At 67.5% G+C, this 26,609-nt stretch carries 20 protein-coding genes and 2 pseudogenes; 7 read left to right on the top strand and 15 right to left on the bottom strand.

What is annotated here, in order from left to right:
• Positions 1-2,832, bottom strand: coding sequence for a ribosome-associated ATPase/putative transporter RbbA (gene rbbA, locus KHC28_RS10960; protein WP_214008400.1), 2,832 nt, complete (start codon positions 2,830-2,832; stop codon positions 1-3).
• The gene (locus KHC28_RS10955) at positions 2,829-3,896 is read right to left on the bottom strand and encodes an HlyD family secretion protein (protein WP_376772694.1); all 1,068 of its coding nucleotides are present in this window, start codon (positions 3,894-3,896) and stop codon (positions 2,829-2,831) included. The genes rbbA and KHC28_RS10955 overlap by 4 nt, the downstream gene beginning before the upstream one ends.
• Before the next feature lie 453 nt (positions 3,897-4,349).
• Between KHC28_RS10955 and KHC28_RS10950 the strand changes: the two genes are divergently transcribed.
• The 5 genes from KHC28_RS10950 (at position 4,350) to KHC28_RS10930 (ending at position 13,129) form a co-directional block, all read left to right on the top strand.
• Positions 4,350-5,735 (top strand): NAD(P)/FAD-dependent oxidoreductase, encoded by a 1,386-nt coding sequence (locus tag KHC28_RS10950; RefSeq protein ID WP_214008398.1) that lies wholly within the window; start codon positions 4,350-4,352, stop codon positions 5,733-5,735.
• Positions 5,736-5,919: 184 nt separating this feature from the next.
• Complete coding sequence (locus tag KHC28_RS10945) at positions 5,920-6,333, top strand: Hsp20/alpha crystallin family protein (protein WP_214008397.1); 414 nt, start codon at positions 5,920-5,922, stop codon at positions 6,331-6,333.
• A gap of 14 nt (positions 6,334-6,347) precedes the next feature.
• Positions 6,348-8,771 carry an endopeptidase La gene (lon, locus tag KHC28_RS10940; RefSeq protein WP_214008396.1) on the top strand — a complete coding sequence of 808 codons (2,424 nt, stop codon included), beginning with the start codon at positions 6,348-6,350 and terminating at the stop codon, positions 8,769-8,771.
• A gap of 271 nt (positions 8,772-9,042) precedes the next feature.
• Positions 9,043-10,437, top strand: a complete 1,395-nt coding sequence (locus KHC28_RS10935; RefSeq protein WP_214008395.1) for an L-serine ammonia-lyase — start codon at positions 9,043-9,045, stop codon at positions 10,435-10,437.
• A gap of 448 nt (positions 10,438-10,885) precedes the next feature.
• Positions 10,886-13,129 carry a TonB-dependent siderophore receptor gene (locus tag KHC28_RS10930; RefSeq protein WP_214008394.1) on the top strand — a complete coding sequence of 748 codons (2,244 nt, stop codon included), beginning with the start codon at positions 10,886-10,888 and terminating at the stop codon, positions 13,127-13,129.
• A gap of 45 nt (positions 13,130-13,174) precedes the next feature.
• Here KHC28_RS10930 and KHC28_RS10925 read toward each other — a convergent pair whose 3' ends face one another.
• The 5 genes and pseudogenes from KHC28_RS10925 to KHC28_RS10905 all read right to left on the bottom strand — a co-directional run bounded on the left by KHC28_RS10925 (position 13,175) and on the right by KHC28_RS10905 (position 17,989).
• Positions 13,175-13,477: an antibiotic biosynthesis monooxygenase family protein gene (locus KHC28_RS10925; protein WP_214008393.1), complete on the bottom strand. Its 303-nt coding sequence runs from the start codon at positions 13,475-13,477 to the stop codon at positions 13,175-13,177.
• A 91-nt stretch (positions 13,478-13,568) separates the two neighbouring features.
• Positions 13,569-14,399 carry a Cof-type HAD-IIB family hydrolase gene (locus tag KHC28_RS10920; RefSeq protein ID WP_214008392.1) on the bottom strand — a complete coding sequence of 277 codons (831 nt, stop codon included), beginning with the start codon at positions 14,397-14,399 and terminating at the stop codon, positions 13,569-13,571.
• The gene (gene zwf / locus KHC28_RS10915; protein WP_214008391.1) at positions 14,396-15,940 is read right to left on the bottom strand and encodes a glucose-6-phosphate dehydrogenase; all 1,545 of its coding nucleotides are present in this window, start codon (positions 15,938-15,940) and stop codon (positions 14,396-14,398) included. The genes KHC28_RS10920 and zwf overlap by 4 nt, the downstream gene beginning before the upstream one ends.
• A 23-nt stretch (positions 15,941-15,963) precedes the next feature.
• Positions 15,964-16,968, bottom strand: a pseudogene (gnd, locus tag KHC28_RS10910) (phosphogluconate dehydrogenase (NAD(+)-dependent, decarboxylating)); the annotation flags it as partial.
• Between the two features lie 193 nt (positions 16,969-17,161).
• Entirely contained in the window at positions 17,162-17,989 is an 828-nt protein-coding gene (locus KHC28_RS10905) for a bestrophin-like domain (RefSeq protein ID WP_214008389.1), read from the bottom strand.
• 309 nt (positions 17,990-18,298) lie between these two features.
• Here KHC28_RS10905 and KHC28_RS10900 point away from each other — a divergent pair.
• Positions 18,299-18,733, top strand: a pseudogene (locus tag KHC28_RS10900) (DDE-type integrase/transposase/recombinase); the annotation flags it as partial.
• A 534-nt stretch (positions 18,734-19,267) separates the two neighbouring features.
• Complete coding sequence (locus tag KHC28_RS10895) at positions 19,268-19,942, top strand: GntR family transcriptional regulator (protein WP_281419098.1); 675 nt, start codon at positions 19,268-19,270, stop codon at positions 19,940-19,942.
• A 32-nt stretch (positions 19,943-19,974) separates the two neighbouring features.
• Here the strand turns inward: KHC28_RS10895 and KHC28_RS10890 are convergent, their stop codons facing one another.
• The 8 genes from KHC28_RS10890 to KHC28_RS10855 form a co-directional block, all read right to left on the bottom strand.
• Positions 19,975-20,751, bottom strand: coding sequence for an SDR family oxidoreductase (locus KHC28_RS10890; RefSeq protein ID WP_214008387.1), 777 nt, complete (start codon positions 20,749-20,751; stop codon positions 19,975-19,977).
• Positions 20,752-20,754: 3 nt separating this feature from the next.
• On the bottom strand, positions 20,755-21,687 hold the full coding sequence (locus tag KHC28_RS10885; RefSeq protein ID WP_214008386.1) for a dihydrodipicolinate synthase family protein: 933 nt from the start codon (positions 21,685-21,687) through the stop codon (positions 20,755-20,757).
• An 8-nt stretch (positions 21,688-21,695) separates the two neighbouring features.
• Complete coding sequence (locus KHC28_RS10880) at positions 21,696-22,370, bottom strand: GntR family transcriptional regulator (protein WP_214008385.1); 675 nt, start codon at positions 22,368-22,370, stop codon at positions 21,696-21,698.
• A 103-nt stretch (positions 22,371-22,473) separates the two neighbouring features.
• The gene (locus KHC28_RS10875) at positions 22,474-23,262 is read right to left on the bottom strand and encodes a transporter substrate-binding domain-containing protein (RefSeq protein WP_214008384.1); all 789 of its coding nucleotides are present in this window, start codon (positions 23,260-23,262) and stop codon (positions 22,474-22,476) included.
• 59 nt (positions 23,263-23,321) lie between these two features.
• The gene (locus KHC28_RS10870) at positions 23,322-24,275 is read right to left on the bottom strand and encodes an agmatinase (RefSeq protein ID WP_214008383.1); all 954 of its coding nucleotides are present in this window, start codon (positions 24,273-24,275) and stop codon (positions 23,322-23,324) included.
• A 27-nt stretch (positions 24,276-24,302) separates the two neighbouring features.
• Positions 24,303-24,965 (bottom strand): amino acid ABC transporter permease, encoded by a 663-nt coding sequence (locus tag KHC28_RS10865; RefSeq protein ID WP_214008382.1) that lies wholly within the window; start codon positions 24,963-24,965, stop codon positions 24,303-24,305.
• Positions 24,962-25,783 carry an amino acid ABC transporter ATP-binding protein gene (locus tag KHC28_RS10860; protein WP_214008381.1) on the bottom strand — a complete coding sequence of 274 codons (822 nt, stop codon included), beginning with the start codon at positions 25,781-25,783 and terminating at the stop codon, positions 24,962-24,964. The genes KHC28_RS10865 and KHC28_RS10860 overlap by 4 nt, the downstream gene beginning before the upstream one ends.
• Positions 25,783-26,409 carry a DUF1989 domain-containing protein gene (locus tag KHC28_RS10855; protein WP_214008380.1) on the bottom strand — a complete coding sequence of 209 codons (627 nt, stop codon included), beginning with the start codon at positions 26,407-26,409 and terminating at the stop codon, positions 25,783-25,785. Before KHC28_RS10855 ends, KHC28_RS10860 begins: the two co-directional genes overlap by 1 nt.
• Positions 26,410-26,609 lie beyond the last annotated feature (200 nt).

The raw sequence follows: 26,609 nt of genomic DNA, 5'->3' as shown, positions 1-26,609 counted from the left end.
TCAGCTCGCCTGCTTCTTGAGAAGCGCAATGCCGAGGCCGAGCAGGATCGGGCCCGCGATCAGCAGGGGGAAGAACGATCCCGCGAGGTCGGCGAAGCCCAGCCCCTTCGAGAAGGTGCCGCGGGCGATGGTCATGAAATAGGTCGCCGGATAGATCTGGCCGACAAAGGCGCCGGCGCCCTGGAGCGAGGAGACCGGATCGATCATGCCGGAATAGTTCACGGCGGGAATGAGGGTCAGCAGCGCCGTGCCGAAGATCGCGGCGATCTGGCTGTTCATGAAGCTCGACAGCAGCAGCCCCAGCGCGGTGGCGGCGAAGACATAGAGCACTGCCGCCAGGCTGAGGGTGAGCAGGCTGCCGGTGAACGGCACCCGGAAGATGAACACCGCGAACGCCACCAGCATCGCGAAGTTCAGCATGGCGAGGCCGACATAGGGCAGCTGCTTTCCGACCAGGAACTCGAAGCGGGTGACCGGGGTCACGTAGAAATTGGTGATCGAGCCGAGTTCCTTCTCCCGCACCACGCTGAGCACGGCGAGCATGGCCGGGATCATCATCAGCAGCAGCGGCAGCATGGCCGGCACGATGGCCACGAGGCTCTCGACGCCGGGATTGTAGCGGTAGCGCAGGGCGATCTGGAAATTGCCGACCGTGGCGGTATTGCCGTAGAGCTCGCGCGCCTTCTGCGTCAGCCAGGCCGAATGCATGCCCTGGACATAGCCGCGCACGGTCTCCGCGCGGGAAGGCATCGCCCCGTCGATCCAGGCGCCGACCTCCACCGTCTTGTTGCCGCGCGCGACGTCGCGGCCGAAACCCGGCGGGATCTCGATGGCGAGGGCGAGTTCACCGTCGCGCATGCGCCGGTCCATGTCGGCATAGTCGACGATCGGCGCCTTCTCGATGAAATAGCGCGAGCCGGCGATCTGCTGCACATAGTCCTGGCTCAGGGTCGTGTCGTCGCGATCGAGCACCGCGAAGGACAGGTTGTCGACATCCATGTTGATGCCGTAGCCGACGACGAACATCAGGATGACCGTGCCGAGCAGGGCCAGCGTGGCGCGGATCGGATCGCGGCGCAGTTCGAGCGCCTCGCGCTTGGTATAGGCGAACATGCGGCGCGCATCGAAGCGGCGCGGCGCGGCATGCGCTTCGACGGCGGCGGGCGGGGCCGCCGGCAGCGCGACGGGTGGAACGGCGGCCGCCGAGGCCGGGGCGACCGCAGGGGCGGAAGTCGCAGATGTGGCGGCCGGCGCGGCGGCCGCCCGCTCGCTGATCGCCTCCTCGAGATAGGCGATGAACGCCTCCTCCAGCGACCGCGCCCCGCGCTTCTCGACGATGGCGGCCGGCGTGTCGCTCACCAGCACCCGCCCCGCATGCATGAGCGAGATCCGGTCGCAGAGCTCGGCCTCGTTCATGAAGTGGGTGGAGACGAAGATGGTGACGCTGTCCTTGCGCGACAGGTCGGACAGGATCTGCCAGAAGGCATCGCGCGCCACCGGGTCGACGCCCGAGGTCGGCTCGTCGAGGATCAGTATGTCCGGCGCGTGGATCATCGCCACGGCGAGCGACAGGCGCTGCCGGATGCCGAGCGGCAGCGAATCCGGCAGATCATCCATGATGTTGTCGAGGCCGAACCGCTCCGCCATCTCGGCGATGCGTGGCGGAATGGTGTCCGGCGGCAACCGGAACAGCCGTGCATGCAAATCGAGATTCTGCCGGACGGTCAGCTCGGTATAGAGCGAGAAGGCCTGGCTCATATAGCCGACGCGCCGGCGCACCTCGATGTCGTTCGGGTCGACCTCGCGGCCGAACAGCCGCGCAATGCCCTCGCTGGCCGGCAGCAGACCGGTCAGCATCTTCATCGTCGTGGTCTTGCCGCAGCCATTCGAGCCGAGGAAGCCGAAGATCTCCCCGCGCGGAATGCGGAACGAGACATTATCGACGGCGACGAAGTCGCCGAAACGCATGGTGAGATGCTCGGCCTCGATGGCGATGTCCGCGTCGGCGCCATCGGCGCGCGGCGGGATCACCACGTCCTTGTGGCCGCGGCGCTTGGCTTCCGGCAGCAGGGCGATGAAGGCGGCATCGAGATTGGGCGTGCCGGTCCGCTGCATGAGCTCGTCCGGCGTGCCGGTCGCCAGCACGCGCCCGCCATCCATGGCAACCAGCCAGTCGAAGCCCTGGGCCTCCTCCATATAGGCGGTGGCCACCATCACGCTCATGCCCGGGCGGTCGCGCCTTATGGTGTCGATCAGCTCCCAGAACTGCCGGCGCGACAACGGATCGACGCCGGTGGTCGGCTCATCGAGGATCAGCAGGTCGGGATCGTGGATCAGCGCGCAGCACAGGCCGACCTTCTGTTTCATGCCGCCGGAGAGCTTGCCCGCCGGACGGTCCGGGAACGGATCGAGCCCGGTCGCCTTGAGCAGCTCGGCGATCCGTCGCTCCCGCTCTTCCTGGTCCTGGCCGAACAGGCGGCCGAAGAAGTCGACATTCTCGAATACCGACAGGGTCGGGTAGAGGTTCTTGCCGAGCCCCTGCGGCATGTAGGCGATGCGCGGGCAGGTCAGGCGCCGGTGCTCCTGGTCGGCGATATCGCCGCCCAGCACCTCGACGCGCCCACCCTGCACCACATGGGCGCCGGCGATCAGCGACAGCAGGCTCGACTTGCCGACTCCGTCCGGCCCGATCAGGCCGATCATCCTGCCGGCGGGAATGTCGAGCGTCACGTCGTCGAGGGCGCGCGTCGCACCATAGGAGAGGCCGACATGCGCGAGGCGTACCACCGGCGGCGCCGGATGCTGCTCCGACGGCACGGCGGACGGGGTCATTGCACGCGATTCCCGGTCAGGCTGGCCGGCCAGGCGACGTTGGGGTCGACGCGGACATAGGCCATGCCCGGCAGCCCGGTCTTCACGTACTGGACGTATTTGCGCAGCAGTTCCTGCGGGATCTTCGCCTTGACGCGGAACATCAGCTTCTGACGCTCCTCCTCGGTCTCGACGGTCTTCGGCGTGAACTGGGCGACATCGGCGACGAAAGTGGCCTTGGCGGGAATCACATATTGCGGCACCGCGTCCAGCACCAGCCGCACCTCCGTGCCGATCGCCACCCGTCCGGCCTGCGCCGTCGGCAGGAAGAAGGTCATGTAGACATCTTCGAGATCGACGAGGTTCAGCACCCGCCCGCCGGCCGACAGCACCTCGCCCGGCTGGGCGACGCGGTACTGCACGCGGCCATTGCGCGGCGATGTCAGCGTGGCGTCGTCGATATCGGCCTCGATGCTCTCGATCGCCGCGCGGGCCGCATCGACCGCCGCCTCGGCATCGACGACCGCGGCCTTCGCCGAGCTGATCGCCGCCTCGGCGGCGGCGAGCTGGGCCTTGGCCGCCGCGACGGCCGCCTTGGCGCTCTGCTCGCTGGCGCGGTCGTCGTCGAGCGTCTGCTGCGACACCGAATTGGTCAGCACCAGCTGCGAGGAACGCGCCAGCCGCTTCTCCGCCGCGTCGAGCTCAGCCTCGCGCTGGGTGATGACGGCGGCGGCGGCGGTGTGCTCGGCCTCCCGCTGTTCCACCAGGCTCTTGGCGGTATCGACGCCGATCACGGCGCGCTTCAGCTGGGCCTCCGCCTGACGGCGCTGCGCCTGCAGCTGGACGGTGTCCATGCGGGCCAGGACCTGGCCGGCGGTAACGAAATCCCCCTCGTCGACGAGGATTTCCTTGATGCGGCCGGCCGCCTTGGTCGACACGTCGATCTCGGTCGCCTCGATGCGGCCATTGCCGCTGGCGATGCCGGCGGGCAGTCCACTGCCGGCGTAGAACCGCCAGCCATAATAGGCGGCCCCAATCGCCAGGGCGGCGATGACGACCAGGATCCAGCTTTTCCGCGCTTTCATCATCTTCCAATCCAGCACGCCGCCGGCCAAAGGCCGCCGCAGACGAAAGGTGCCCGGATCCCGGGACCGAACGCGGGTACCCTGATCCACCCGGCCATAAGACCGTCAGAACGACTCCCTGTCGATACCGACCAATGCCTACCAGTCCTGCGCCGTACGGCGACCGCCGTTCCGGGGCGCGACGCATGGCCAGCATATCCACGCGGTTTTTCAAGTCGTTGGCCTAGCTCAAAGCGCGACCTGACCGATGCTGTTCCTACCGTGCCGATTCGACGAGGGATCGATCCCGACACCGCCCCCTCTCCCCGTGCCCCATGCAGGAGCGGCGGACGGCGCTCCTCACGGCCCGCGCCGCCGAAACTCTGCTGTCGAATCCCGCTCCGAAGGCTCGACTTCTCGGCCGCCGGCCCTTCTACATTGCAGGCGGCCGGATCAGCCCCGCAGGAGCCTCGCATGGATGTCAGCGTCAATGGCAATGTCTCGTTCTGGTATGCCGATATTGGCGGCCTGCCGGGATATCGCCCATCGCTGCCCGGCGATATCGAGGCCGATGTCTGCATCGTCGGCGCCGGCTACACCGGGCTGTGGACGGCCTATTACCTGAAGCAGGCCGAGCCCTCGCTGCGCATCGTCCTCGTCGAAAAGGAATTCGCCGGCTTCGGCGCCTCGGGCCGCAATGGCGGCTGGCTGTCGGGCGGCTTCGGCTGGTCGCGCGAGAGATACGCGCAGCACTCCTCGCGCGGCGCGGTGATCGACATGCAGCGGGCGATGCTCGGCACCGTCGACGAGGTCATCGCCGTGGCGGCGAAAGAGGGCATCGACGCCGACATCCGCCGCGTCGACAATCTCAACGTCGCCACCAACCCGGCGCAATGGCAGCGCGCGCAGGCGGACTACCAGGAGGCCCGGCGCTGGGAGGTGCCGGAGGAGCGGATGGCTCTCCTGAACGCCGGCGAGGCCCGGGCGCGCATCGCCATCCACAACGCGCAGGGCGCCTTCGTGCTGCGCGACGTCGCCCGCGTCCAGCCGGCCAAGCTGGTGCAGGGGTTGGCGGCGGCGGTGGTGCGGCTCGGCGTGCCGATCTACGAGCAGACCACGGTGCGCTCGATCGAGAAGGGCAGGGTCACCACCGACCGCGGCACCGTGCGGGCGGAAAAAATCGTCCGCGCCACCGAGGGCTTCACCGCCGGCCTGCCCGGCCAGCAGCGGCTGTGGCTGCCGCTCAACAGCGCCATCGTGGTCACCGAGCCGCTGCCGGACGCTCTGTGGAAGCAGATCGGCTGGGACGGCTACGAAGTGCTCGGCGACGGCGCCCATGCCTATTGCTACGCCCAGCGCACCCGCGAGGGCCGCATCGCCATGGGCGGGCGCGGCGTGCCCTACCGCTTCGGTTCCCGCACCGACACGCGTGGGCAAACCCAGCAGGCGACCATCGACAAGCTGCACGAGATCCTCGTCACCCTGCTGCCGCAGACAAGGGGGCTGCGCCTCGACCACGCCTGGTGCGGCGTGCTCGGCGTGCCGCGCGACTGGTGCACCAGCTGCGGCTTCGACCGGCAGAGCGGCATCGGCTGGGCCGGCGGCTATGTCGGCCTCGGCGTCTCCAGCTCGAACCTGTCCGGCCGCACCCTGCGCGACCTGCTGCTCGGCCGCGACACTGAGCTCACCCGCCTGCCCTGGGTGAACCGGCAGGTGCGGCAATGGGAGCCCGAGCCGCTGCGCTGGCTCGGCGTCCACTCCATGTACCAGCTGTACCGCCTCGCCGATCAGCGCGAGGCGGCAGGGCTGCCGCGCACCTCCCGCCTCGCCGCCTTCGCCGACCGCCTGACCGGCCACTGACGCCCCGGCGCCGGAGGCCGCCTTCCCGCCGGGATGCGCGGCGAGGAATGCGGTGCCTGGAATGCGCGGCTTGCATGTTTGCCCTGCGTCCGCCGCGCGGCCCATGAAGCCGCTGTTGGCAGACGTGGCACGCCTTCCCATATGCGCGTGGGACGGTTCCCCAGGGAGCCGCGTGGAGGCATTTATGCGAAATTCCGATCCGCGACTGTGGATGTGGTCCGAGGCACTTGCGATGGTGTCGCGGGCCGAGCGCCTGCGGGGCCAGATGTTCCAGCCGGCCCCGGCGCCACAGCGCAACCGGGCGGTTCACTGGGAGCCGCCCGTCGACCTCATCGAAACCGATCACGAGCTCATCGTCTTCGCGGCGTTGCCGGGCGTCGATCCCGACCGCATCCAGGTGACGATCAGCAACGGCACGCTGGTGCTTTCCGGCGACCGCCTGCTGCCGCCGGAGCTGCGCACCGCCACCATCCATCGCCTCGAATTGCCGCAAGGCCGCTTCGAGCGGCAAATCTCGCTGCCGCCCGGCCGCTATGAGGTTGCCCGACCCCGCATGGTCAATGGCTGCCTCGTCGTCGCGCTGCGCAAGCTGGCCTGAGGGGGGACCTGTTCATGACCCATCCCGTTTTCCTGAATGCACGACCTGTCCACGCCGCCGACGCCGGCGGCTCCAACGGCACCGCCGGCACCGAAGCCGGCGACCAGCCGATGATCCTGTTGCCGGTGCGCGGCTTCGTGCTGTTTCCCGGCGTGGTGCTGCCGCTCGCCGTCACCCGTCCGGCCTCGGTCGCCGCCGCCCAGCAGGCGGTGCGCGAGGGCCGGCCGGTCGGCATCGTCATGCAGCGCGATCCTGCGCTGGAGGAGCCCGGCCCGCACGACCTGCACCGCACCGGCGTCATCGCCAACGTCCTGCGCTTCGTCACCGCGCCGGACGGCACGCACCATATCGTCGTGCAGGGCGAGCAGCGCTTCCGCATCGACCGCTACGTGCGCGAGAAGCCCTTCATCACCGCGCACGTGCAGCGGATCGAGGACGCGGCGGATCACAGCGCGCAGATGGAGGCGCGTTTCGTCCACCTGCAGGGCCAGGCCATCGAGGCGCTGGAGCTGCTGCCGCAGACCCCGACCGAGCTGGTCGCGGCGGTGCGCGGCGCCAGCGAGCCCGGCCCGCTCGCCGACATGATCGCCGCCTATCTCGACATCGGCCCCGACGAGAAGCAGGAGCTCCTGGAGACCAGCGACGTCGCCACCCGCGTCGACCGGGTGGTGCGGCTGCTCGCCCAGCGCATCGAGGTGCTGCGCCTGTCGCAGGAGATCGGCCGCCAGACCAAGGCGTCGCTAGACGAGCGCCAGCGCGAGGTGCTGCTGCGCGAGCAGATGGCGGCGATCCAGAAGCAGCTGGGCGAGGACAACGGCAACCAGCAGGAGATCGCCGAACTCGAAAAGGCGATCACCGAGGCCGGCATGCCGGAGGACGTCGACCAGATGGCCCGCAAGGAGCTGGGCCGGCTGCGCCGCATGTCCGACGCCGGCCCCGAATACGGCATGGTGCGCACCTATCTCGACTGGCTGATCGCGCTGCCCTGGAAGCTGCCGGAGGAGAAGGCGATCGACATCGCCGAGGCGCGCAAGATCCTCGACGAGGACCATTTCGGCCTCGACAAGATCAAGCGCCGCATCGTCGAATATCTCGCCGTGCGCAAGCTGGCGCCGAACGGCAAGGCGCCGATCCTGTGCTTCGCCGGGCCGCCCGGCGTCGGCAAGACCTCGCTCGGCCAGTCGATCGCCCGCGCCATGGGCCGCAAATTCGTGCGCGTGTCGCTCGGCGGCGTGCATGACGAGGCGGAGATTCGCGGCCACCGGCGCACCTATGTCGGCGCGCTGCCCGGCAACATCATCCAGGGCATCCGCAAGGCGGGCACCCGCGACTGCGTGATGATGCTGGACGAGATCGACAAGATGGGCTCCGGCATCCAGGGCGACCCTTCGGCCGCCATGCTGGAAGTGCTCGACCCCGAGCAGAACGGCACGTTCCGCGACAACTATCTCGGGCTGCCCTTCGACCTGTCGCGCGTGGTGTTCATCGCCACCGCCAACATGCTCGACACCATCCCGGGGCCGCTGCGCGACCGCATGGAGATCATCACCCTGTCCGGCTACACCGATCAGGAGAAGCTGCAGATCGCCCGGCGCTATCTCGTCCGCCGCCAGCTGGAGGCGAACGGGGTGAGCCCCGAGCAGGTGGAGATCGACGACGCCGCGCTCGCCGGCATGATCCGCGCCTATACGCGGGAGGCCGGGGTGCGCAATCTCGAGCGCGAGGTCGGACGCGCCGTCCGGCGCGTCGCCGTCGGCATCGCCGAGGGCAACGTGACCAAGGCGCATATCGGCGCGGCGGATCTCACCGAGCTGCTGGGGCCGGCGATCTTCGAGGACGAGGTGGCGCTGCGCGTCAGCGTGCCCGGCGTGGCGACCGGCCTCGCCTGGACGCCGGTGGGCGGCGACATCCTGTTCATCGAGGCGACCAAGATCCCCGGCCGTGGCGGGCTGATCCTCACCGGCCAGCTCGGCGACGTGATGAAGGAGAGCGCCCAGGCGGCAATGAGCCTCGTCAAGAGCCGTGCCGCCGAGTTTGGCCTCGATCCGGCGGTGCTCGCCTCCAACGACGTGCATGTGCACGTGCCGGCGGGGGCGACCCCGAAGGACGGGCCGAGCGCCGGCGTCGCCATGTTCACCGCTTTAGTCTCGCTGCTGTCCGGCCGGACGGTGCGCAAGGACACCGCGATGACCGGCGAGATCTCGCTGCGCGGGCTGGTGCTGCCGGTCGGCGGCATCAAGGAGAAGGTGGTGGCCGCCGCGCGTGCCGGGCTCACGCGCGTGATGCTGCCGGCCCGCAACCGCCGCGACTATGAGGATATTCCTCAGGACGTGCGCGACCGGCTGGAGTTCGTCTGGCTGGAGCGGGTGGACGACGCCATCGCCAACGCGCTGGAGCCGGCCGCCGTGCCGGCCTCTCCCGCCGAGGCGGCAGCCTGAGGGTCGGAAGACCCTCTCCGCCGAAGCCGGATGTTTCCGGCTTCGGCTTTGTCGGAATCGGACGTGGCAACGGCCGAGTTCGGGCCGCAAGGAGACTGCGCGGCCGGCAGGAGCAACGTGCATAGGGGGCGCCAGCCGCCCTCCGACGCCTTGTCGCCGGCTTTCAAGCCGCACGCCGCATTTGCCGATGGCCGTGACGCCGCTTGCCGCTAATCTGGCAGCGGGACGGTGGCGAATCCCTTCGTCCCGGAGTGCGCAATCAGGAGCGTCGGTGGTGATCTCGGTCTGCGACATCTTCAAGATCGGTATCGGCCCGTCGAGCTCGCACACGGTCGGGCCGATGGTGGCCGCTGCCCGCTTCCTCGACGACATCGCCGCGCGCGAGCTCTCAGCGCCCGGCGGACGGGTGACCGCCCTCGCGGCGAGCCTGCATGGCTCGCTCGCCCATACCGGCATCGGCCACGGCTCGGACCGCGCCATCATCCTCGGCCTCGACGGCCATGCGCCGGCCTCCGTCGCCCCGGACGACATCGGTGCCATCGTCGCGCGGGTGGCGCAGAGCAAGCACGTCGTGCCGGCCGGGCGTGCCTATCGCTTCGATCCCGCCACCGACCTGGTGCTCGACAAGAAGACGCCGCTGCCCGGCCACGCCAACGGTATGCGCTTCCACGGCTTTGCCGAGGATGGGCGCAGGCTGCTGACCCGCACCTATTACTCCATCGGCGGCGGCTTCGTGCTGTCCGATTCGGAGCTCGCCGAGACCAAGGCCGGCGCGCCCGCCTCCGACGGCCCGGCCCTGCCCTACCCGTTCCGCAGCGCCGCGCAGCTGCTCGCCATGGCCAAGGCGGATGGACTGTCGATCGCGGCGATGCAGCGCCGCAACGAGGAAGTCACGCTCGCCCGCCACACGCTCGACGAGCGGCTCGACGGCATCTGGTCGGCGATGAGCAACTGCATCGACCGCGGATTGTCGCAGGGCGGCATCATGCCCGGCGGCCTCAAGGTCCGCCGCCGCGCCGCCGGATTGCGCGAGCGGATGGAGGAGGAGGCGCGGCGCAACCACGCCAATCCGCTGATGGCCAATGACTGGCTCTCGGTCTACGCCATGGCGGTCAACGAGGAGAATGCCGGCGGCGGGCGCGTCGTCACCGCGCCGACCAACGGCGCCGCCGGGGTGATCCCCGCCGTGCTGCGCTACTGGCTGCATTTCCATGTCGAGAGCACGCGCGGACATGTCCGCGACTTCCTGCTCACCGCCGCCGCCATCGGCTCGATCATCAAGACCAATGCCTCGATCTCCGGCGCCGAGGTCGGCTGCCAGGGCGAGGTCGGCTCCGCCGCCGCCATGGCCGCCGCCGGGCTGTGCGCGGTGATGGGCGGCACGCCCGAGCAGGTGGAGAACGCCGCCGAAATCGCCCTCGAGCACCATCTCGGCATGACCTGCGACCCCATTGGCGGGCTGGTACAGATCCCCTGCATCGAGCGCAACGCGCTCGGCGCGGTGAAGGCGGTCACCGCCGCCTCGCTGGCGCTGAAGGGCGACGGCTCGCATTTCGTGCCGCTCGACGCCGCCATCGCCACCATGCGGCAGACCGGCCTCGACATGAACGAGAAATACAAGGAAACCAGCCTGGGCGGCCTCGCCGTCAACGTCGTGGAGTGCTGATCGGCTTCACCGGCCACCGGACCGGACAGCGCCGCTAAGGTCGCCGCGACGATTTTCACGCGCGGCAGCGCGACCGACAGGCGGCGAGCGCCCTCGTCGACGCCGGGTGATTCCAGCGAGGCACTCCATCCTCCGCATTACCCGGGTAAGCGGCATCACCGCCGATACCGGCGATAGCCGGAGCCGCCGGCTGGCCGCGGACCGCTCGTCACCTCGACCATCCAAAATATTTCATAGCCTAGAAAAAAACAGAGCCGCCCGCCATATGGCGGGCGTTTCCATTTTCAAGAGCATGAAATTGTAAAAATTCCAATATACTCAACCTTCATTGACAGATCTGAAGATCGAATATTATTCGTCATCTCACGAAATCATGATCAATCGCGATTTCAAATCTTATTCTACGCAAGTCTAATCTTACGTTACGTAAATTAAAGGACATCTACGAATGCGAGCACGTCTCCTGCGTCGGGCGTCGGGGCTTGCCCTGACGCTGACCCTGCTGCCGCTGGCCTCGCCGATTCTCGCTCAATCGAGCGGCGAAACGTCGGTGACGCTGGACACCATCGAGGTCACCGGCGACCAGCAGAAGACGGAAGGCTATGTGGCGCGCCGCACCACTGCCGCCACCAAGACCGATGCCCCGATCGAGACGACGCCGATCTCCATCTCCGTCGTCACCGACAAGCAGATCGAAGTGCAAGGCTCGCAGACCGTGCAGGAAGCGCTGCGCTACGAGGCCGGGGTGATCTCCGACGCCCGCCCCGGCAATCGCTATGACAGCATCATCATGCGCGGCTTCGGCGGCTTCGGCGGCAATGCCAACTACGTGCAGTTCTGGGACGGCCTGCGGCTGTTCAAGGGGCTCAACTACGCCGTTCCGAGCATCGATCCCTACCTGCTGCAGAGCATCGACATCGTGCGCGGGCCGATGTCGACGGTCTATGGCCAGACCAATCCGGGCGGCAGCATCGACCTCGTCAGCAAATGGCCGGATGCGAATGCGAGGAACGAGATCATCGCCGGCATCGGCAGCTATGGCGAGTCCGAGCTCGGCGTCGACCTGAACGGCAAGCTGCTGCCGGACGGCTCGGCGCTCTACCGCCTCATCGCGCTCGGGCGGCTCACCGACAGCGAGGTCGACGGCTCGGAAGGCGAGCGCATCCTGGTGGCGCCTATGGTGTCGTTCAAGCCGACGGAGAACACCCGCGTCGAGCTGCAGGCAACCTATGAGCGCGACCCGGAGAGCTACTACTCCACCTGGCTACCGGCACTCGGCACCCTGCAGACCAACCCGAACGGGCAGATCCCGCGCAATTTCTCGCCCAATGAGAGCCCCTATTCCGGCTTCGACCGCACCCAGACCAGCCTCGGCTACCGCATCGAGCACGATGTCGACACCGTGTGGACCCTGCGGCAGAACTTCCGCTACATGTGGCTCGACACCGACTTCAAGGCGCTCTCCGCAGTGGCGACGTCAAGCGTCTGGGCATCGGCGGCCAATTGCGGGGGGCAGGCCTATCTGTGCATGGGCCTCTCGCCGTCGCGCTACATCGAATCGCTGGAGGGCCTGACCCTCGACAACCAGGCGCAGGCGACATTCGCCACCGGCCCGCTGGACCACACGATGCTGTTCGGCGTCGACCTGCAGCGCTACGACGCCGATGCCACCTACGGCACCGGCAGCACGGTCTATGTGAACTACCTGTCGCCGGTGTGGAGCAACATCGCCTCGCCCAAGCTGACCACCAACCAGTCGGCCGACCGCACCCAGCTTGGCGGCTATGCGCAGGACCAGATCAGCTATGGCAACTGGCACGCGCTGCTCGGCATCCGCGAGGACTACCTGACCGGCGACACCACGACCACGACGCTGTCGAGCGGCAGCAAGGTCAGCTATTCCAGCGACGACACCGCCTTCACCTATCGCGGCGGCCTGCTCTACCAGTTCGACAACGGCATCGCGCCCTATGTCAGCTACGCCACCTCCTTCGACCCGGTGATGGGCACGGGATATGGCGGCGTGCCGTTCGAGCCGACCACGGCGCGGCAGTTCGAGGCCGGCGTGAAGTACCAGCCCACCACCTTCAACGGGCTGTTCACCGCCTCCTATTACGAACTCACCCAGCAGAATGTGCTGACCACCGACACCCAGCACACCAGCACCAACACCGCGCTCACCCTGTGCAGCAGCGCCACCTGCCAGACCCAGACCGGCGAGGTGGAATCGCGCGGCTTCGAGTTCTCCGGCAAGGCGGAGGTGCTGCCCGGCGTCAACCTGACGCTGGCCTATGCCTATACCGACGCCGAGGTGACGCAGAGCAACGTCGCCGGCGTGCAGGGCAAGACGCCGGTGGGCGTGCCGCGCAATGCCGCCTCGGCCTGGGTCGACTACACCTGGAGCACCGGGAAACTGGCCGGCCTGACGCTCGGCGGCGGTGCGCGCTATATCGGCGAGACCTATGGCGACCAGACCAACACCGCCGCTATGGTGGTGCCGGACCGGGTGCTGTTCGACGCCGCGCTGCATTACGATTTCGGCGGCACGCCGGGCGCCGGCGACGGCTGGCGCTTCTCGCTCACCGCGCAGAACCTTGCCGACAAATATTACGTGTCGGCCTGCGCCTCGGCCTATCAGTGCTTCGTCGGCGCCGGCCGCAGCGTGCTGGCAACGCTGGCCTATCACTGGTAGGCGGCAAAACGCCCGGCCGCCGCGAGGCGACCGGGCGCAACGACGTCAGACACCGTAGCGCGCGGCCTCGGCCTCATGCGTCACCGCCGGCGGCGCGGCGAAGAAGCCGCCGACGATCTTGCGCCACGTCTGGAATTCCTCCGAGCCGCGGAAATCCACCATGTGGTTCTCCAGCGTCTCCCAATTGACCCGCAGCCGGTAGACGTTGGGGGTCTCCACCACCTTTTGCAGCGTCAGGCCGTGACAGCCCTTGGAGCGGAGGAACAGCGGCGCTGCCTCCGCCACGCCGGCCTCGAAGGCTGCCTCATCGCCCGGCTTGATGGTGAGCTCGGCCACTTCGACGATCATATTCCACTCCACTCCTTGCACCCGGCAGCGCCGGGCAAAAACAAACCGATCCCCATTTCCCCGCCACACGACCCGCGGTCAACCGCGCTCTTCAGCGTCCCGCGCGCGGCAGCACGAAATGCTCGATGGCGTGGGCCACGCCGTCCGCGTCATTGGCGGTGGTGACGACATCCGCCTGCGCCTTCACCTCGTCGGCGGCGTTGCCCATGGCAAAGCGCAGGCCGGCATTAGCGAACATCGGCAGGTCGTTGTGCATGTCGCCGATGACAGCCACCTCGTCGAGCGGCACCCCGTAATGCGCCGCGAAGGCGCGCACGGCATGGCCCTTGTCGGTGCCGGGCGGGGTGAGGTCGAGATATTTCGGCTGCGAGCGCTTCACCGTCGCGCCGCTGCCCAGCAAGGGCTGGAGCTCGGCCTCGCAGGCCTCCAGCATGGCGAAGTCGCTGGAGGCGCCGACGATCTTGCCGGCCCGCGCGACATGGTCGCCGAAGGCGCTCACCACCGTCGGCTGGAAGGCCACCGTGCGGATCTCGCCGGCGACATACTGGTTGTCGGGATCGGTGAGGAACCACTCATTGTCGGCAAACACCCAGATGCCGGCGCCGCGCTGACGCATCACCTCGATGCCGGTCTGCGCCGCCTCGCGGGCAATGAAATGCTGCTCGACCACCGAGAAGTCGCCGCGCAGGATCTCGCCGCCATTGAAGCCGCCGAACAGGTCGAGGCCGAGCGCCTCGACCAGGATCTTCATGCCGCGCGGCGGCCTCGCCGAGACGGCGCAGAAATGCACGCCGGCCTCGCGCAGCCGCCGCACCGCGGCGGCGGTGCGGGGCGTCACCGCCTTTTGCTTGTCGACCAGCGTGCCGTCGACGTCGGACACCATCAGCGAGATGCGGCCGGAGGGGGTAGGGGAACTGTTCATCGCGTCCGCATCTGATCGAGAGAGAGCCACTGGAAACCGTCCTGCGCCAGCATGACATCGGCCATGGCCGGGCCGCTGGAGCCGGCAGAATAGAATTGCACGTCGTCGTCGCCGCCGGCGACGGCGTCGATGATCGGCTCCACCGCCTCCCAGCCCGCCTCGATGGTGTCGGCGCGCTGGAACAGCGTCGGGTCGCCGCACAGGCAGTCATAGATCAGCGTCTCGTAGCCGGTGGACGGCGCCGCCTTGAAGTAGTCGGCATATTTGAAGTCCATCTCGACTTCCGACAGCTTCACCTTGCGGCCGGGCACCTTGGCGGCGAAGCGCAGCGAGACGCCTTCGTCCGGCTGCACATGGATCACCATAAGGTTCGGCTTCAGCGCCGTGGGCAGGTGGCGGAACAGCACGCCGGGCGCACGCTTGAACTGGATGGCGATCTCGGTGCGCCGCACGGAGAGCGCCTTGCCGGTGCGCACATAGAAGGGCACCCCGTTCCAGCGCCAGGAATCGACGAAGCATTTCAGCGCCACATAGGTCTCGGTGCGGCTGTCGGGCGCGACGTCGTGCTCGGCGCGATAATCCTTCACCGGCTGGCCGTTGATGATGCCGGCGCGGTACTGCCCGCGCACCGCCGCGCCGATGGCGTCGCTTGGCTTCATGTGGCGGATCGCCTCGATCACCTTGGTCTTCTCGGTGCGCACCGCATCGGCGTCGAAGGAGTTCGGCGGCTCCATCGCCGTCATGGCGAGCAGCTGGAACATGTGGTTCGGCACCATGTCGCGCAGCGCACCGGTGGCGTCGTAGAAGCGCCCGCGCTGTTCCACCGTCACCGTCTCGGCGGCGGTGATCTGCACGTGGTCGATATATTCCTTGCTCCAGATCGGCTCGAAGATGCCGTTGCCGAAGCGCAGCGCCATCATGTTCTGCACGGTTTCCTTGCCGAGGAAATGGTCGATCCGGTAAATCTGCCGCTCGTCGGCTACCGCCAGCAGGCGCTTGTTGAGTGCGCGCGCCGAGGGCTGGTCGGAGCCGAAGGGCTTCTCCACCACGATGTGGCGGAAGGCTCCGTCCTCCTCCTTGAGCAGCCCGGCGCCGCCGAGCTGTTCGGAGATGGCGGCGAAGAAGCGCGGGGCTACCGCAAGGTAGAACACCGCATTGCCGGTCTGCCCGGCCCGCCCGTCGAGCCGCTCGCGGATGCGGCCATAGGTGGCGGGGTCCTCGAAGTCGCCGGCGATGTAGCCGATGCGGCTGATCAGCCAGTTCCAGGTATTGCCACCGACATCGCAGGAGCCAGGCAGCCCCTTGGTCGCCTCGGTGAGGTAGGCGCGATAGTCCTCCTCACTTTGCTCGATGTGGTCGACGCCGATGATGGCGAAATCCTCCGGCAGCACCCCTTCATTGGCGAGGTTGTACAGCGAGGGCAGCAGCAGCCGCTTGGTAAGGTCGCCGGAGGCGCCGAAGATGAAGAAGGTGGAGGCTGGCGCGGGTGCCGTATCCGGCGCCAGCACCTTCTGCCCGAGAACGACGGTCTCGCCGGCCATGATCGATTACCTGTCCTGAAACGTTACTTCGCCTTGAATTCGGTGTGGCCGCCGAACTGGAAGCGCATCGCCGATAGCATCTTCTCGCCGAAGGTGTGGTCCTGGCGCGAGCGGAAGCGGGTATAGAGCGCAGCGGTCAGTACCTCGGCCGACACCGCCTCCTCCACCGCCGCCATCACGGTCCAGCGCCCCTCGCCGGAATCGGCCACCTCGCCGGGGAATTCGGCGAGGTGCTCGTCCTGGGCGAGCGAGATCGCGGTGAGGTCGAGCAGCCAGGAGGACACCACGCTGCCGCGCCGCCACACCTCGGCGATGTCGGGCAGGTCGAGCGTGTAGCGCTCGTTCTCCGGCAGCGCGGCCGAGCTCTTGTTCTTCAGGATCTCGAAGCCCTCGGCATAGGCCTGCATCAGGCCGTATTCGATGCCGTTATGGATCATTTTGACGAAGTGGCCCGAGCCGGCCGGCCCGGCATGGATGTAGCCCTGCTCGGCGCGCGGATCGCGGCCCTCGCGGCCGGGCGTCTCCGGGATGCTGCCCTTGCCGGGGGCGAGGGCGGCGAGGATCGGGTCGATATGGTCCACCGCCGCCTTGGCGCCGCCGACCATCATGCAATAGCCGCGCTCGAGGCCCCAGACGCCGCCCGACGTGCCGACGTCGACATAATGGATGCCCTTCGGCTCCAGCGTCTCGGCGCGACAGATGTCGTCCTTGTAGAAGGTGTTGCCACCGTCGATGACGATGTCGCCGGGCGACATCAGCGCGGCGAGCGCGCTCACTGTGTCCTCTGTCGGCGCGCCGGCCGGCAGCATCACCCACACCGCGCGCGGCGCGTCGAGCTTGGCGATCAGGTCGGCGAGATCGGCGGCAGCCGTCATGCCCTCGTCGGCCAGTTGGCCGACCGCCGCGAGATTGCGGTCCCACAGCACGCAGGAATGGCCAGCGCGGGCGAGGCGCCGCGCGATATTGCCTCCCATCCGGCCGAGGCCGACGACACCGAGCTGCATGCTGCTCTCCCTGGTCCCATGTCGATTGAACGTCTTCGCTCGCCCATTCGAGCCGAAAACCTCCTGTCGATCCCTTAAGGATCGGCAGGGATTTGTCTTTTAACGAGCGAACACCACAACTCGATTACCAGATTGCGACGCAGGGCGACGCCGACGACGACCGGAACCGCAGAAGCGTGCGAAGCGTCGGCACCGTTCCGCGGCCGCTTCGACGCCCTTACGGCTTCGGCGGCACATCGGGCGGCAGTGCCGGCGGCGCCGAGCCGGCGAAACCCTGCAATGTCCATTCATAAGCGGCGGTGCCGGTACGCAAATAGCCGAGGCGAGCGGAGGCGAGGTCGAGAATGATGACGATGACCGCCGTCCACATAAGCGTCAGCAGCGCGACCAGGATGCGCAGCGGCCTTCCTCGCAAGCCGAACTGATAGCCGAGGCACCCCATGCTCACCAACGTCAGCACGATGAGCAGCCAGAAGATCTGCAGCGGCAGCCGCAGATAGAAGGCGAAGCGCTCGGCGGCGCCGGCGTCGAACATCTCGTTGAGCGAGGTCATCAAGGCCGCGGCCACCGGATCCGGCCGCTCGCGCACCATCGCCGCCACATGCCCCCAGATCTCAGACTGGAGGGCATTGGTCCGCTGATTGAGACGATCCAGCGCCGGATCATCCCGCCGGACACGAACGAAATCCGCCCGCACTTGCGTATAGTCTTCAAGCAGGCGCGCGATCGTCTCCGCTCGGGAATCGCCGATCGCCTTCGCTCTCAGCCACGCGGTGCCGATGGCGTTGGCTTCGGCGAGCCCTCCCGCCTGCCGCTCGGTGTACCGTGCATTGGCGAAGGACAAGGTCAGCGCCAACACGAAGGCCAGCAAGCCGAGCATCCCGCCAACCACTACCCCCACGCCCTCCGGCTGGGCAGCGACCGCGCCCGGCCGATGATGACGGCCGACGCGGTAGCCGATCTCGTAGCTGGCCAGTTGCACGAGAAACAGCAGCAAGCCGAAGAGAACGATACTGCGCTCCGCAAGGGCGATGGCGAGGGCCATGAACATTCCTTCCCGGATGGGTCCTCATCTAACGCTATCGCCGCGCAAGCCTGCCGAATTCTTCCGAGTTCACAGTGAGGCCTGCGGACGCCGCTGAAAAGAGGGAGGCTTGGATCGCCCGCGACAGCAAGGATAGGTCGTGGTGCCCGCTGCGAGCCCGATTTCCGGGTGCCGGCGCGCGGCACGATGCCCTCGGCAAGACGTCCGGGCCGAAGACGACTCCGATGCCCGCTGCGACGGCCCGTGCGCAGGCCGTTATGTCCCCGCGTCGGCGAATGCCACAAAGGCAAAAGGCCACTGGCTTTAGCGGTCTATGCTCGGCAGATCGTCGGCTGGCCCGTCTCGCGGACCGCACATGCCGGCTTCGTGCTCGACGCGCTGGAGCCGGCGCTGCATGAGCGACGGCCCGCCCACCGTAGCGGCCTCGTGCATCATTCCGACAGGGGTTCTCAATACGTCAGCATTCGAGGCACCGAGCGCCTCCCGAGGCCGGCATCGCGCCCTCGATCGGTAGCGTCGGCGGCTCTTATGACGACGCTCTCGCCGAGACGATTAACGGCCTCTACAGAACTCATCCATCGGCGCGGGCCGTGGTGATCCTTTGAGGCCGTGGAGGCCGGGACGCTGACCTGGGTCAACTGGTTCAATAATCGCCGGCTGCTGGAGCCGATCGGAAACATCCCGCCGGCCGAGGCTGAGGAGCGTTACTGTGCCATGCGGGATGAGCCCACCATGGCAGCTTGACCAAAACCAATTGGCCTCCGACGACCTCGGGGCGGTTCACTTCCGCCGCCTCGCCACGCGCTACGACCGTCGAGCCATCCACGACATGGCCTTCATGCACCTCACTGCCATCATGCTTTGGCTGCGCCGAATGTGGATCCGTCCTGGAGCGGCTTCTCTGAATACAGCTTCGAAACTAATCCGCTGACGCCCTTCGAAGCATGTCCGCCGCGCTAATCCGAAAAGGCCTCACTCTCCGTGGTGCGGGGCGGTATAGGTCGCATAATCTGTACGCCGTTTCGTGCTCATAATCCGGTCCTGACGATCTCCGCGGCAAGGATAATGCACGCGCCGCGCACTTTCGAAGAGGCGCGTCGATCACCTAACGGTCAGGTCCATAGTTCATTCCGGCAAGGTGCGTTTGAGGCCCGTTCGGAGCCGAGTGGCATTCATGCGCGCATTGCCTCGACACGGCTTGGCCGATAGACAGGTTTGGCATCTCAACGCAAAGTGCGATCAGGCCTCTGAGCCTTTCGACGCTCCCGAGCAGGTGGAATGGATAAGCCGGTCCTGGAAGAAGCCGCGCCTCGGCGTCTCGCTCACGAGGTTCACAGGCGCCTGGAGGACATGATCTTCTCGGGTCGGCTACGCGGCGGCGAAGTGCTGACCGAGCGCCGCCTCGCCGATGCGCTGGACGTCTCGCGTACGCCGCTGCGCGACGCATTGCTGATGCTGGAGAGCGAAGGTCTCCTGAAGCGGCGCGGCGCGCGCTATCTCGAAGTCCGGCAGATGACCGTGCCGGAATACATGCAGATCCTCAATATTCGCCGCCTGCTGGAACCCGAGGCGGCGAGGCTCTGCGTGGGGCGGATCGAGCTTTCCCGGCTGGCCGGATTGCGCGAGCGACTGGAAGAACTGGAGGAGGCCACCGCCAGCGGGCGCAAGGCCGCCGACCCGGACGGCAGCGCGGCGCTCGACGCCGCGATGCATGACGAGATCGCCGGCGCCTCCGGCAATCCGCTGATGGCGAGCATGATCCGCGACCTGCGCCGGCGCACCCGCATCTTCGATCTGGGCCGGATGCCGGACCGCGCGGCAGCGGTCTATCACGAGCATATCGACATCATCCGCGCCATCGAGGCGGGCGACGGCAATGGCGCGGCGGCGGCGATGACCCGTCACATCGACAATGTGAAGGCCTCGATCATCCGGCATCTGTCGACGATCTGACGGCGCGCACGCGGCGCGCCGTCCACTGGGCGTCACACGCCCCTGATCAGACCGCCATCGACCCGGATCTGCGCGCCGGTCACATAGCTCGCCCGCGCGCTCGCCAGGAACGCCACCATGTCGGCGAACTCCTGCGGGTCGCCATAGCGGCCCATCGGGATGGTCGCGCGGGACGCTTCGGCGATCGCCGCCGGCGTCGAGCCGGAGCGCTTTGCCGCTGCGGCGTCGAGTTCGTCGACCCGCGTGGTGTGGATGCGGCCGGGCAGCACGCAGTTCACCGTGACGCCGTCCCTGGCGACTTCCGTCGCCAGCGTCTTCGCCCAGCCGACGATCGAGGCGCGCAACGCGTTCGACAGGCCGAGATTGGGGATCGGCTGTGCGACGCCGGACGAGACGAGGTTGATCACCCGCCCGAAACCCCGCTCGCGCATGCCGGGCAGCAGCCGCGTGGTGACGGCGACGAGCGAGCCGACCATGGCCTCGAAGCTGCGACTCCACTGCTCGGCGCTCGCCTGCGCGACCGGGCCGGGCGGCGGGCCGCCGCTATTGTTGACGAGGATGTCGACCGGCACGGTCAGCGTATCGAGTGCGGCGGCCAGACCCGCCCCGTCGGCGAGGTCCAGCACCAGTTCGCCGGCGTCGCCTCCGGCCGCGCGAATGTCGCCCGCCACGCCGGCGACGCGCCCCGCGTCACGCCCGCAGACGATGACGCGCGCACCCTCCGCCGCCAGCGTCCGGGCGATGGCCTCGCCCAGTCCCCGGCTGGAGCCCAGCACCAGTGCGGTGCGGCCCCTCAGTCCCAGATCCATGGTTCAGCGACCCAGCTTGCGGTCGAGACGGGCCATCAGCTCGTCGAGTTCCTGATAGTCGCGCGCCGTCATCTTCGGGCCGGGATGGCGGGTGGCGGCACAGGCGATGGCTCCGCGCCGGCGCAGGATCTCCTTGCGCACCGCCAGCCCGAAGCCGAGCTGCTGCTCGTGGCGCAGGATCGGCAGGTAGATGTCGAACACGTCCTCCGCGCCTTCGGCATCGCCGGCGGCGAATTTCTCGCACACCTCGACCAGCATTTCGGGATAGGCGAAGCCCGTCATGGCGCCGTCGACACCGCGACGCAGCTCCTGCGGCAGATAGAGCCCCCCATTGCCGACGAGGATGCTGACGCGCCGGCCCTTGCCGGCGTCCGAGCGCTCGCGCAGCTTGGTGATCTTGGACAGGCCCGAGCCCTCCTCGTGCTTGAGCATGACGAAGTTCGGGAAGTCGTCGATCAGGCGGTTGAGCACGGCCACCGAGGTCACGACCTGCGTGGTCTGCGGATAATCCTGGTAGCAGACCGGGATGTCCGGCCCGAGACGGGTGAGCACGCTCTCCCAATAGGCATAGATCTGGTCGTCGGTCTTCAACCCCGACAGCGGGGCGATCATCAGGCCGGCGGCGCCCTTCTCCATCGCACGGTTGGCGAAGCGCACCAGATTATCGGTGCCGGGATTGGTCGCGCCCACCACGATCGGCTTGGTGCCGTCGACGCGCTTCATCACATGGTCGAGGAACTGGGCGGATTCCTCCGGCGTCAGTTTTCCCGCCTCGCCGAGCACGCCGAGGATGGTGATGCCGGTCACCCGCTTCTGGTCGTAGAAGTCGAGCAGGGTGTCGGTGCTGGCGAGATCGAGCTTGCCGTCCTCGGTGAAGGGGGTCGGCGAGATGATGTAGACACCGCGCGTCGTCTCGCTGATTTTCTGAGCTGACATTTGCGTCCTCAAATACTGCTGAGTTTCAGGATGATGCTTTTCTTCACATTCTCGATGTGCTGCTGAATCGCCTCGCGCGCGGCCTCGCGGTCGCGCCGGCGCACGGCATCGATCATGGCAAGATGTTCCTGGTGGCCGATCTCGAAACGCTCGGGCACCCGGTCGAGATTGAACGTGTAGGTCTTCACCCGCAGGCTTTCGATCATCCCGGCGAGCACGGCGTTGCCGCTATGGGCCGCGATCATCCGGTGCAGGCGGCTGTCGACCTGCCAGTCGGCCTCCGCGCTGGGGCTGGGGGTCGCGAGAAGCACGCGGATTTCCGCTTCCACCGCGCCGAGCTCCTCCTCGGGGATGCGCGGCGTGGCGAGCGAGATCGCCTCGCTCTCCATGATCTGGCGCACATGCAGCGTCTCGATCAGCTCGCGGGTCGAGAATTCCTTGACCACCAGCACGCGGCCGGGCTTGCGGGTCACGAAGCCCTCGCTCTCCAGCCGGTTCAGCGCCTCGCGTACCGGCGTGCGCGAGATATCGAGCGATTCCGCCAGCCGGCGCTCCTGCAACACGGAACCGACCGGGATCTCGCGCTTGATGAGCTGGTCGAGCAGCCGGTCATAGGCCATCTGGCTCAGCGCCTTGGGCGCGGGATCGAGAATGTCGATCGCGGGCTCTTCCGTGTCCTTCATATCTACTCTCGTCGTCGTGGCGGGCGCGCCGGCGGGGCATGCGAAGCGCGAGGACACGCCGGCGGTCCGCCGGCGTGTCCGGAGGGACGTGGATCCGGCCCGGTCAGAACTGCGTACGGATCGGGTCCTTCGGCGCCGGCGAATAGCCGACGATGGGCGTGGTCAGCTTGGCATAGGTGCCGTCGGCGATCATGTCCGCCAGCGCCTTGTTCACCGCCTTGACGAGGTTGGGCTTGCCCTTCTTGAACGGGAAGCCCTTCTGGACATGGCTGACATAGTCCTCGGTCATCTCCAACGGCAGCTTGGAGGCCTGGATAGCGTAGGCGGCGGCGATGGAGTCGGTGATGACGCCGTCGATATTGCCATTCACGAGGTCCTGCAGCGCGTCGGATTCGGCCTTGTAGGTCTTCACCGTGGCACCGCGCTCCTCGGCCAGCTTCTGCCAGGTCGAGGCGACCAGCACGCCCACGGTACGCCCCTTGATCTCGGCGGACTTCTTGATGTCCGAGCCCTTTTTGACGACCACACGGCCGCCGGACTCCAGCCAGCCATCGGCGAAGGTCACCTGCTTCTGCCGCTCGGCAGTGATGTCCATGGCGTCGGAGGCGAAGTCATACTGCCCGGCCTCAAGGCCGACCAGCAGCGATTCCCACTTGATGATCACCGGCGTGTATTCGAGGTTCAGCCGCTTGGCGATCTCCTTGCCGACGCGGATTTCCAGCCCGTCGAGCGTGCCGTCCGGGGCACGCATGCTGAAGGGCGGATAGGTGCCTTCGGTGGCGATGAGGATCTTGCCGGGCTGGATCAACTCCAGCTGCTGGGCGCTGGCGGGGTGCGTCACCAGCGCGCCGAGCGCGGCGGCGGCAAGCAAGGAAAGCAGAGAGAAGCGCATCGTGGTCCCCTGTGGGTTGCCTTGATCGTTGTCGGAAGGCGACGGCACTGCTTGTTTTCCTAGGACGCCGGCCGGCTCTCGGCATGGAGCGCCAGCAGCTCGGCCATGACGGTTGCAGCGAGCAGGGCGGAGATCTGGCCCGGCCCGTCATAGTTCGGGCTGAGCTCCACCACGTCGGCCCCCACCAGGTTGATGCCCTTGAGCCGGCGCAGGAGGTCCAGCGTCTCGCGCGCATTCGGCCCGCCCGCCTCCGGCGTCTCCACTCCCGGCGCCGCGGCGGGATCGACGAAGTCGAGATCGAAGGTCAGGAAGGCCGGGCGGCCGGCGGCGCGGGCCGCGATGCGCTCGGCCAGCGCCGGCATGCCCATGGCGAACATCTCGTCGGTGGTCACCACCTCATAGCCGAGCTCGACCGACTGGCTGACATCGGTCGGCGAGAAGAGCGATCCGCGCAGGCCGACCTGGATCGAGTGCGCGGGATCGATGATGTTCTCCTCGACGCCGCGGCGGAACGGCGTGCCGGCGCTGTATCGTTTCCCGGCGAAGTACTTGTCCCAGGTGTCGGAGTGGGAATCGAACTGGATCAGTGCGACCGGGCCGTGGGTCGCCGCGACCGCGCGCAGCTCCGCCAGCGTCACGGAATGGTCTCCGCCGATGCCGAACGGGGTGACGCCCGCCTTCACCAGCGTCGCCACCGACGCTTCGATGCGGGCAAGCGTCTCTTCCAGATAGCCGGGCACCACGGCGGCGTCGCCGACATCGGCGACCCGCAGCCGCTCGAACACGTTGATGCCGCCGCGATAGGGATTGATCGGCCGCAGCATGATCGAGATCGCCCGCACCGCGTTCGGCGCGAAGCGCGCGCCGGTACGGAACGGCGCGCCGGAATCCGAGGGGATGCCGATGATGGCGGCGTCGAGCCCGTCGAGCGTCGTCGCCTGCGGCAGGCGCATGAAGGTGGGCACGCCGCAGAAGCGCGGCGTCTCCAGCGAGTCGATCGGCAGCACGCTCATCGGATGCGCGCCCCCTTCGCGGCGATGTCAGAGGTAACGGGCATTGTGACGCTCCAGCATGGCCGCGATCTGCGAGAGCAGCGTGGTCATGATCAGGTAGAGGACCGCCGTGGCGGCATAGAACTCGAAGGGGCGGAAGGTGGTGGCGATGATGGTCTGCGCGTAGAGCGTCAGCTCGACCACGGTGATGGTGGAGAGCAGCGACGTGTTCTTCAGCGTCGAGATCGCCTCATTGGTGATCGCCGGCAGGATGATGCGCACCACCTGCGGCAGCACGATGCGGCGCAGCGTCTCCGAGCGGCTCATGCCGAGCGCCAGCGAGGACTCCACCTGTCCCCTGGGGATCGCGGACAGCCCCGAGCGGATGATCTCCGCCACATAGGCCCCGCCATTGATGCCGAGCGCCAGCACGCCGGCGACGAAGGGCGACAGCCCAAGCCCGAGCTGCGGCAGGCCGAAATAGACGATGAAGATCTGGATGAGCGCCGGCGTCCCACGCACGAACCAGATGTAGAAGGCGCTGGCCTGCCGGATGACGCCGATCTGCGAGGCCTTGCCCAGCGCCACGACGAGCCCGGCCACCCAGCTTACGACGATCACCAGGAGGGTGATCACCAGCACCAGCCAGGAGGCGTGCAGGAAGCCCGGCACGTAGGGCAGGAAGAAGTCGAGCCATTCGCTGAAGGTCATGGATGCGCCTCCCTCGCGGCACTGGTCGCAACATGCTCGTGCAGCACGCGCCGGAGGAATTGCTGCAGCCGTTCGCTCTGCGGCCGATACAGCACGTCGCGCGGCAAGCCGTCCTCGGCGATGCGGCCCTGGTCGAAGAACACGGTGCGGGTCGACACCTCGCGGGCGAAGCCGATTTCGTGGGTGACGAGCAGCATGGTCATGCCCTCCTGCGCCAGCGAGGCCATGAGGGCCAGCACCTCGCCGACCAGTTCCGGGTCGAGCGCCGAGGTGACTTCGTCGAACAGCATCAGGCGCGGCTTCATGGCGAGCGCGCGGGCGATGGCTACCCGCTGCTGCTGGCCGCCGGATAGCCGGCTGGGGTAGGCGCCGCGCTTGTCGGCGAGGCCGATGCGCTCCAGCAGGGATTCGGCGATAGCCACCGCCTCGGCGCGGGCAAGCCGCTTCACCCGCATCGGCGCCTCGATGACGTTCTCGAGCACCGTCATGTGCGGCCACAGATTATAGCTCTGGAACACCATGCCGATGCGGGCCCGGAGCGCGCGGAGCTGCGCAGGGGTCGGCTGGTTGCGGGCGCCCGCGCGGAAGTCGAAGGCGAAATCCTCGAAGTCGAAGAAGCCCTCGTTCGGCATCTCCATCACATTGATGCAGCGCAGGAAGGTGCTCTTTCCCGAGCCGCTGGCGCCGATGATCGACACCACCTCGCCGGCGCGGACCTCGAGCGAGATCCCCTTCAGCACCTCGTGGCTGCCGAAGCTCTTGCGCAGGTCGCGGATGCGCAGGAGCGGCGCGGCCGCGTTATCGGCGATGGCCGCCATCAGGCCGCGCCTTCCGGCGGAAGGATGTCGAGCAGGCAATCCCTCGGCGTGCGGTCGGGACCATTGATGGTCGTCACGTCCTGCGGACAGTTCGAGAAGGCCAGCACCGCGTCGAGTTCCGCCCGCAGCGTGATCGACGCGCCGGGTGCGGAGCGCGGCAGCAGGCGCTCCAGTGATCCGTCCGGGCGCACATGCACGCTCATGAACAGGTTCAGCGGGGCGGGGGTGACGGGGAAGGCGACACCGATCTCGCCCAGCGCCTCGTGCATGTTGTCCGAGCAAGAGCGGTGATAGCCCTTCACGCCCAGCTCACGGTAGATCGCGGGATTGCAGGCGCACAGCAGAGTGTCGTGATTGCCGGCCGAGGAATCCTCGGTGATGCAGACGATCGGCCGCCGCTCCGTCGTGACCAGCGCGGTGCCCTTGTTCACATAGGCCACGCTGTTGAACGACCGCACATTGTCCATCGACAGGAATTCGGCGTGGTCGGTGGCGTTGAATGCCCAGAAGTCCAGCGCCTGCGTCCCGTAGGGGTTGGTCACCCGCACGCTCCAGCCGGCCTTCAGGCGGACCGCCTTGCCATGGGCGGCGGGAAGAACCATGCGGCCGGCTTTGTCGAAGGTCATGGCACTCGCCTGTGGGGACACGTTGCAACCGCGGCAGGCGGTTGTCCCGTAGCGTCACGAAAAGGTTCACACTTGGAACTTCTTTGGTATACCGACGGAATTCAAGTGGATTTTTTGAGCATGACATGCCTGCGATTTGGTCTTTGAGGATCGACGCTCCTGGCCGATCATGCCCGCAACCTGAAAAGAGAAGATCAGAT

The sequence above is a fragment of the Ancylobacter sonchi genome (assembly GCF_018390695.1).
Lineage (GTDB): Bacteria > Pseudomonadota > Alphaproteobacteria > Rhizobiales > Xanthobacteraceae > Ancylobacter > Ancylobacter sonchi.
This window is presented reverse-complemented; position numbering and strand designations above follow the sequence as displayed.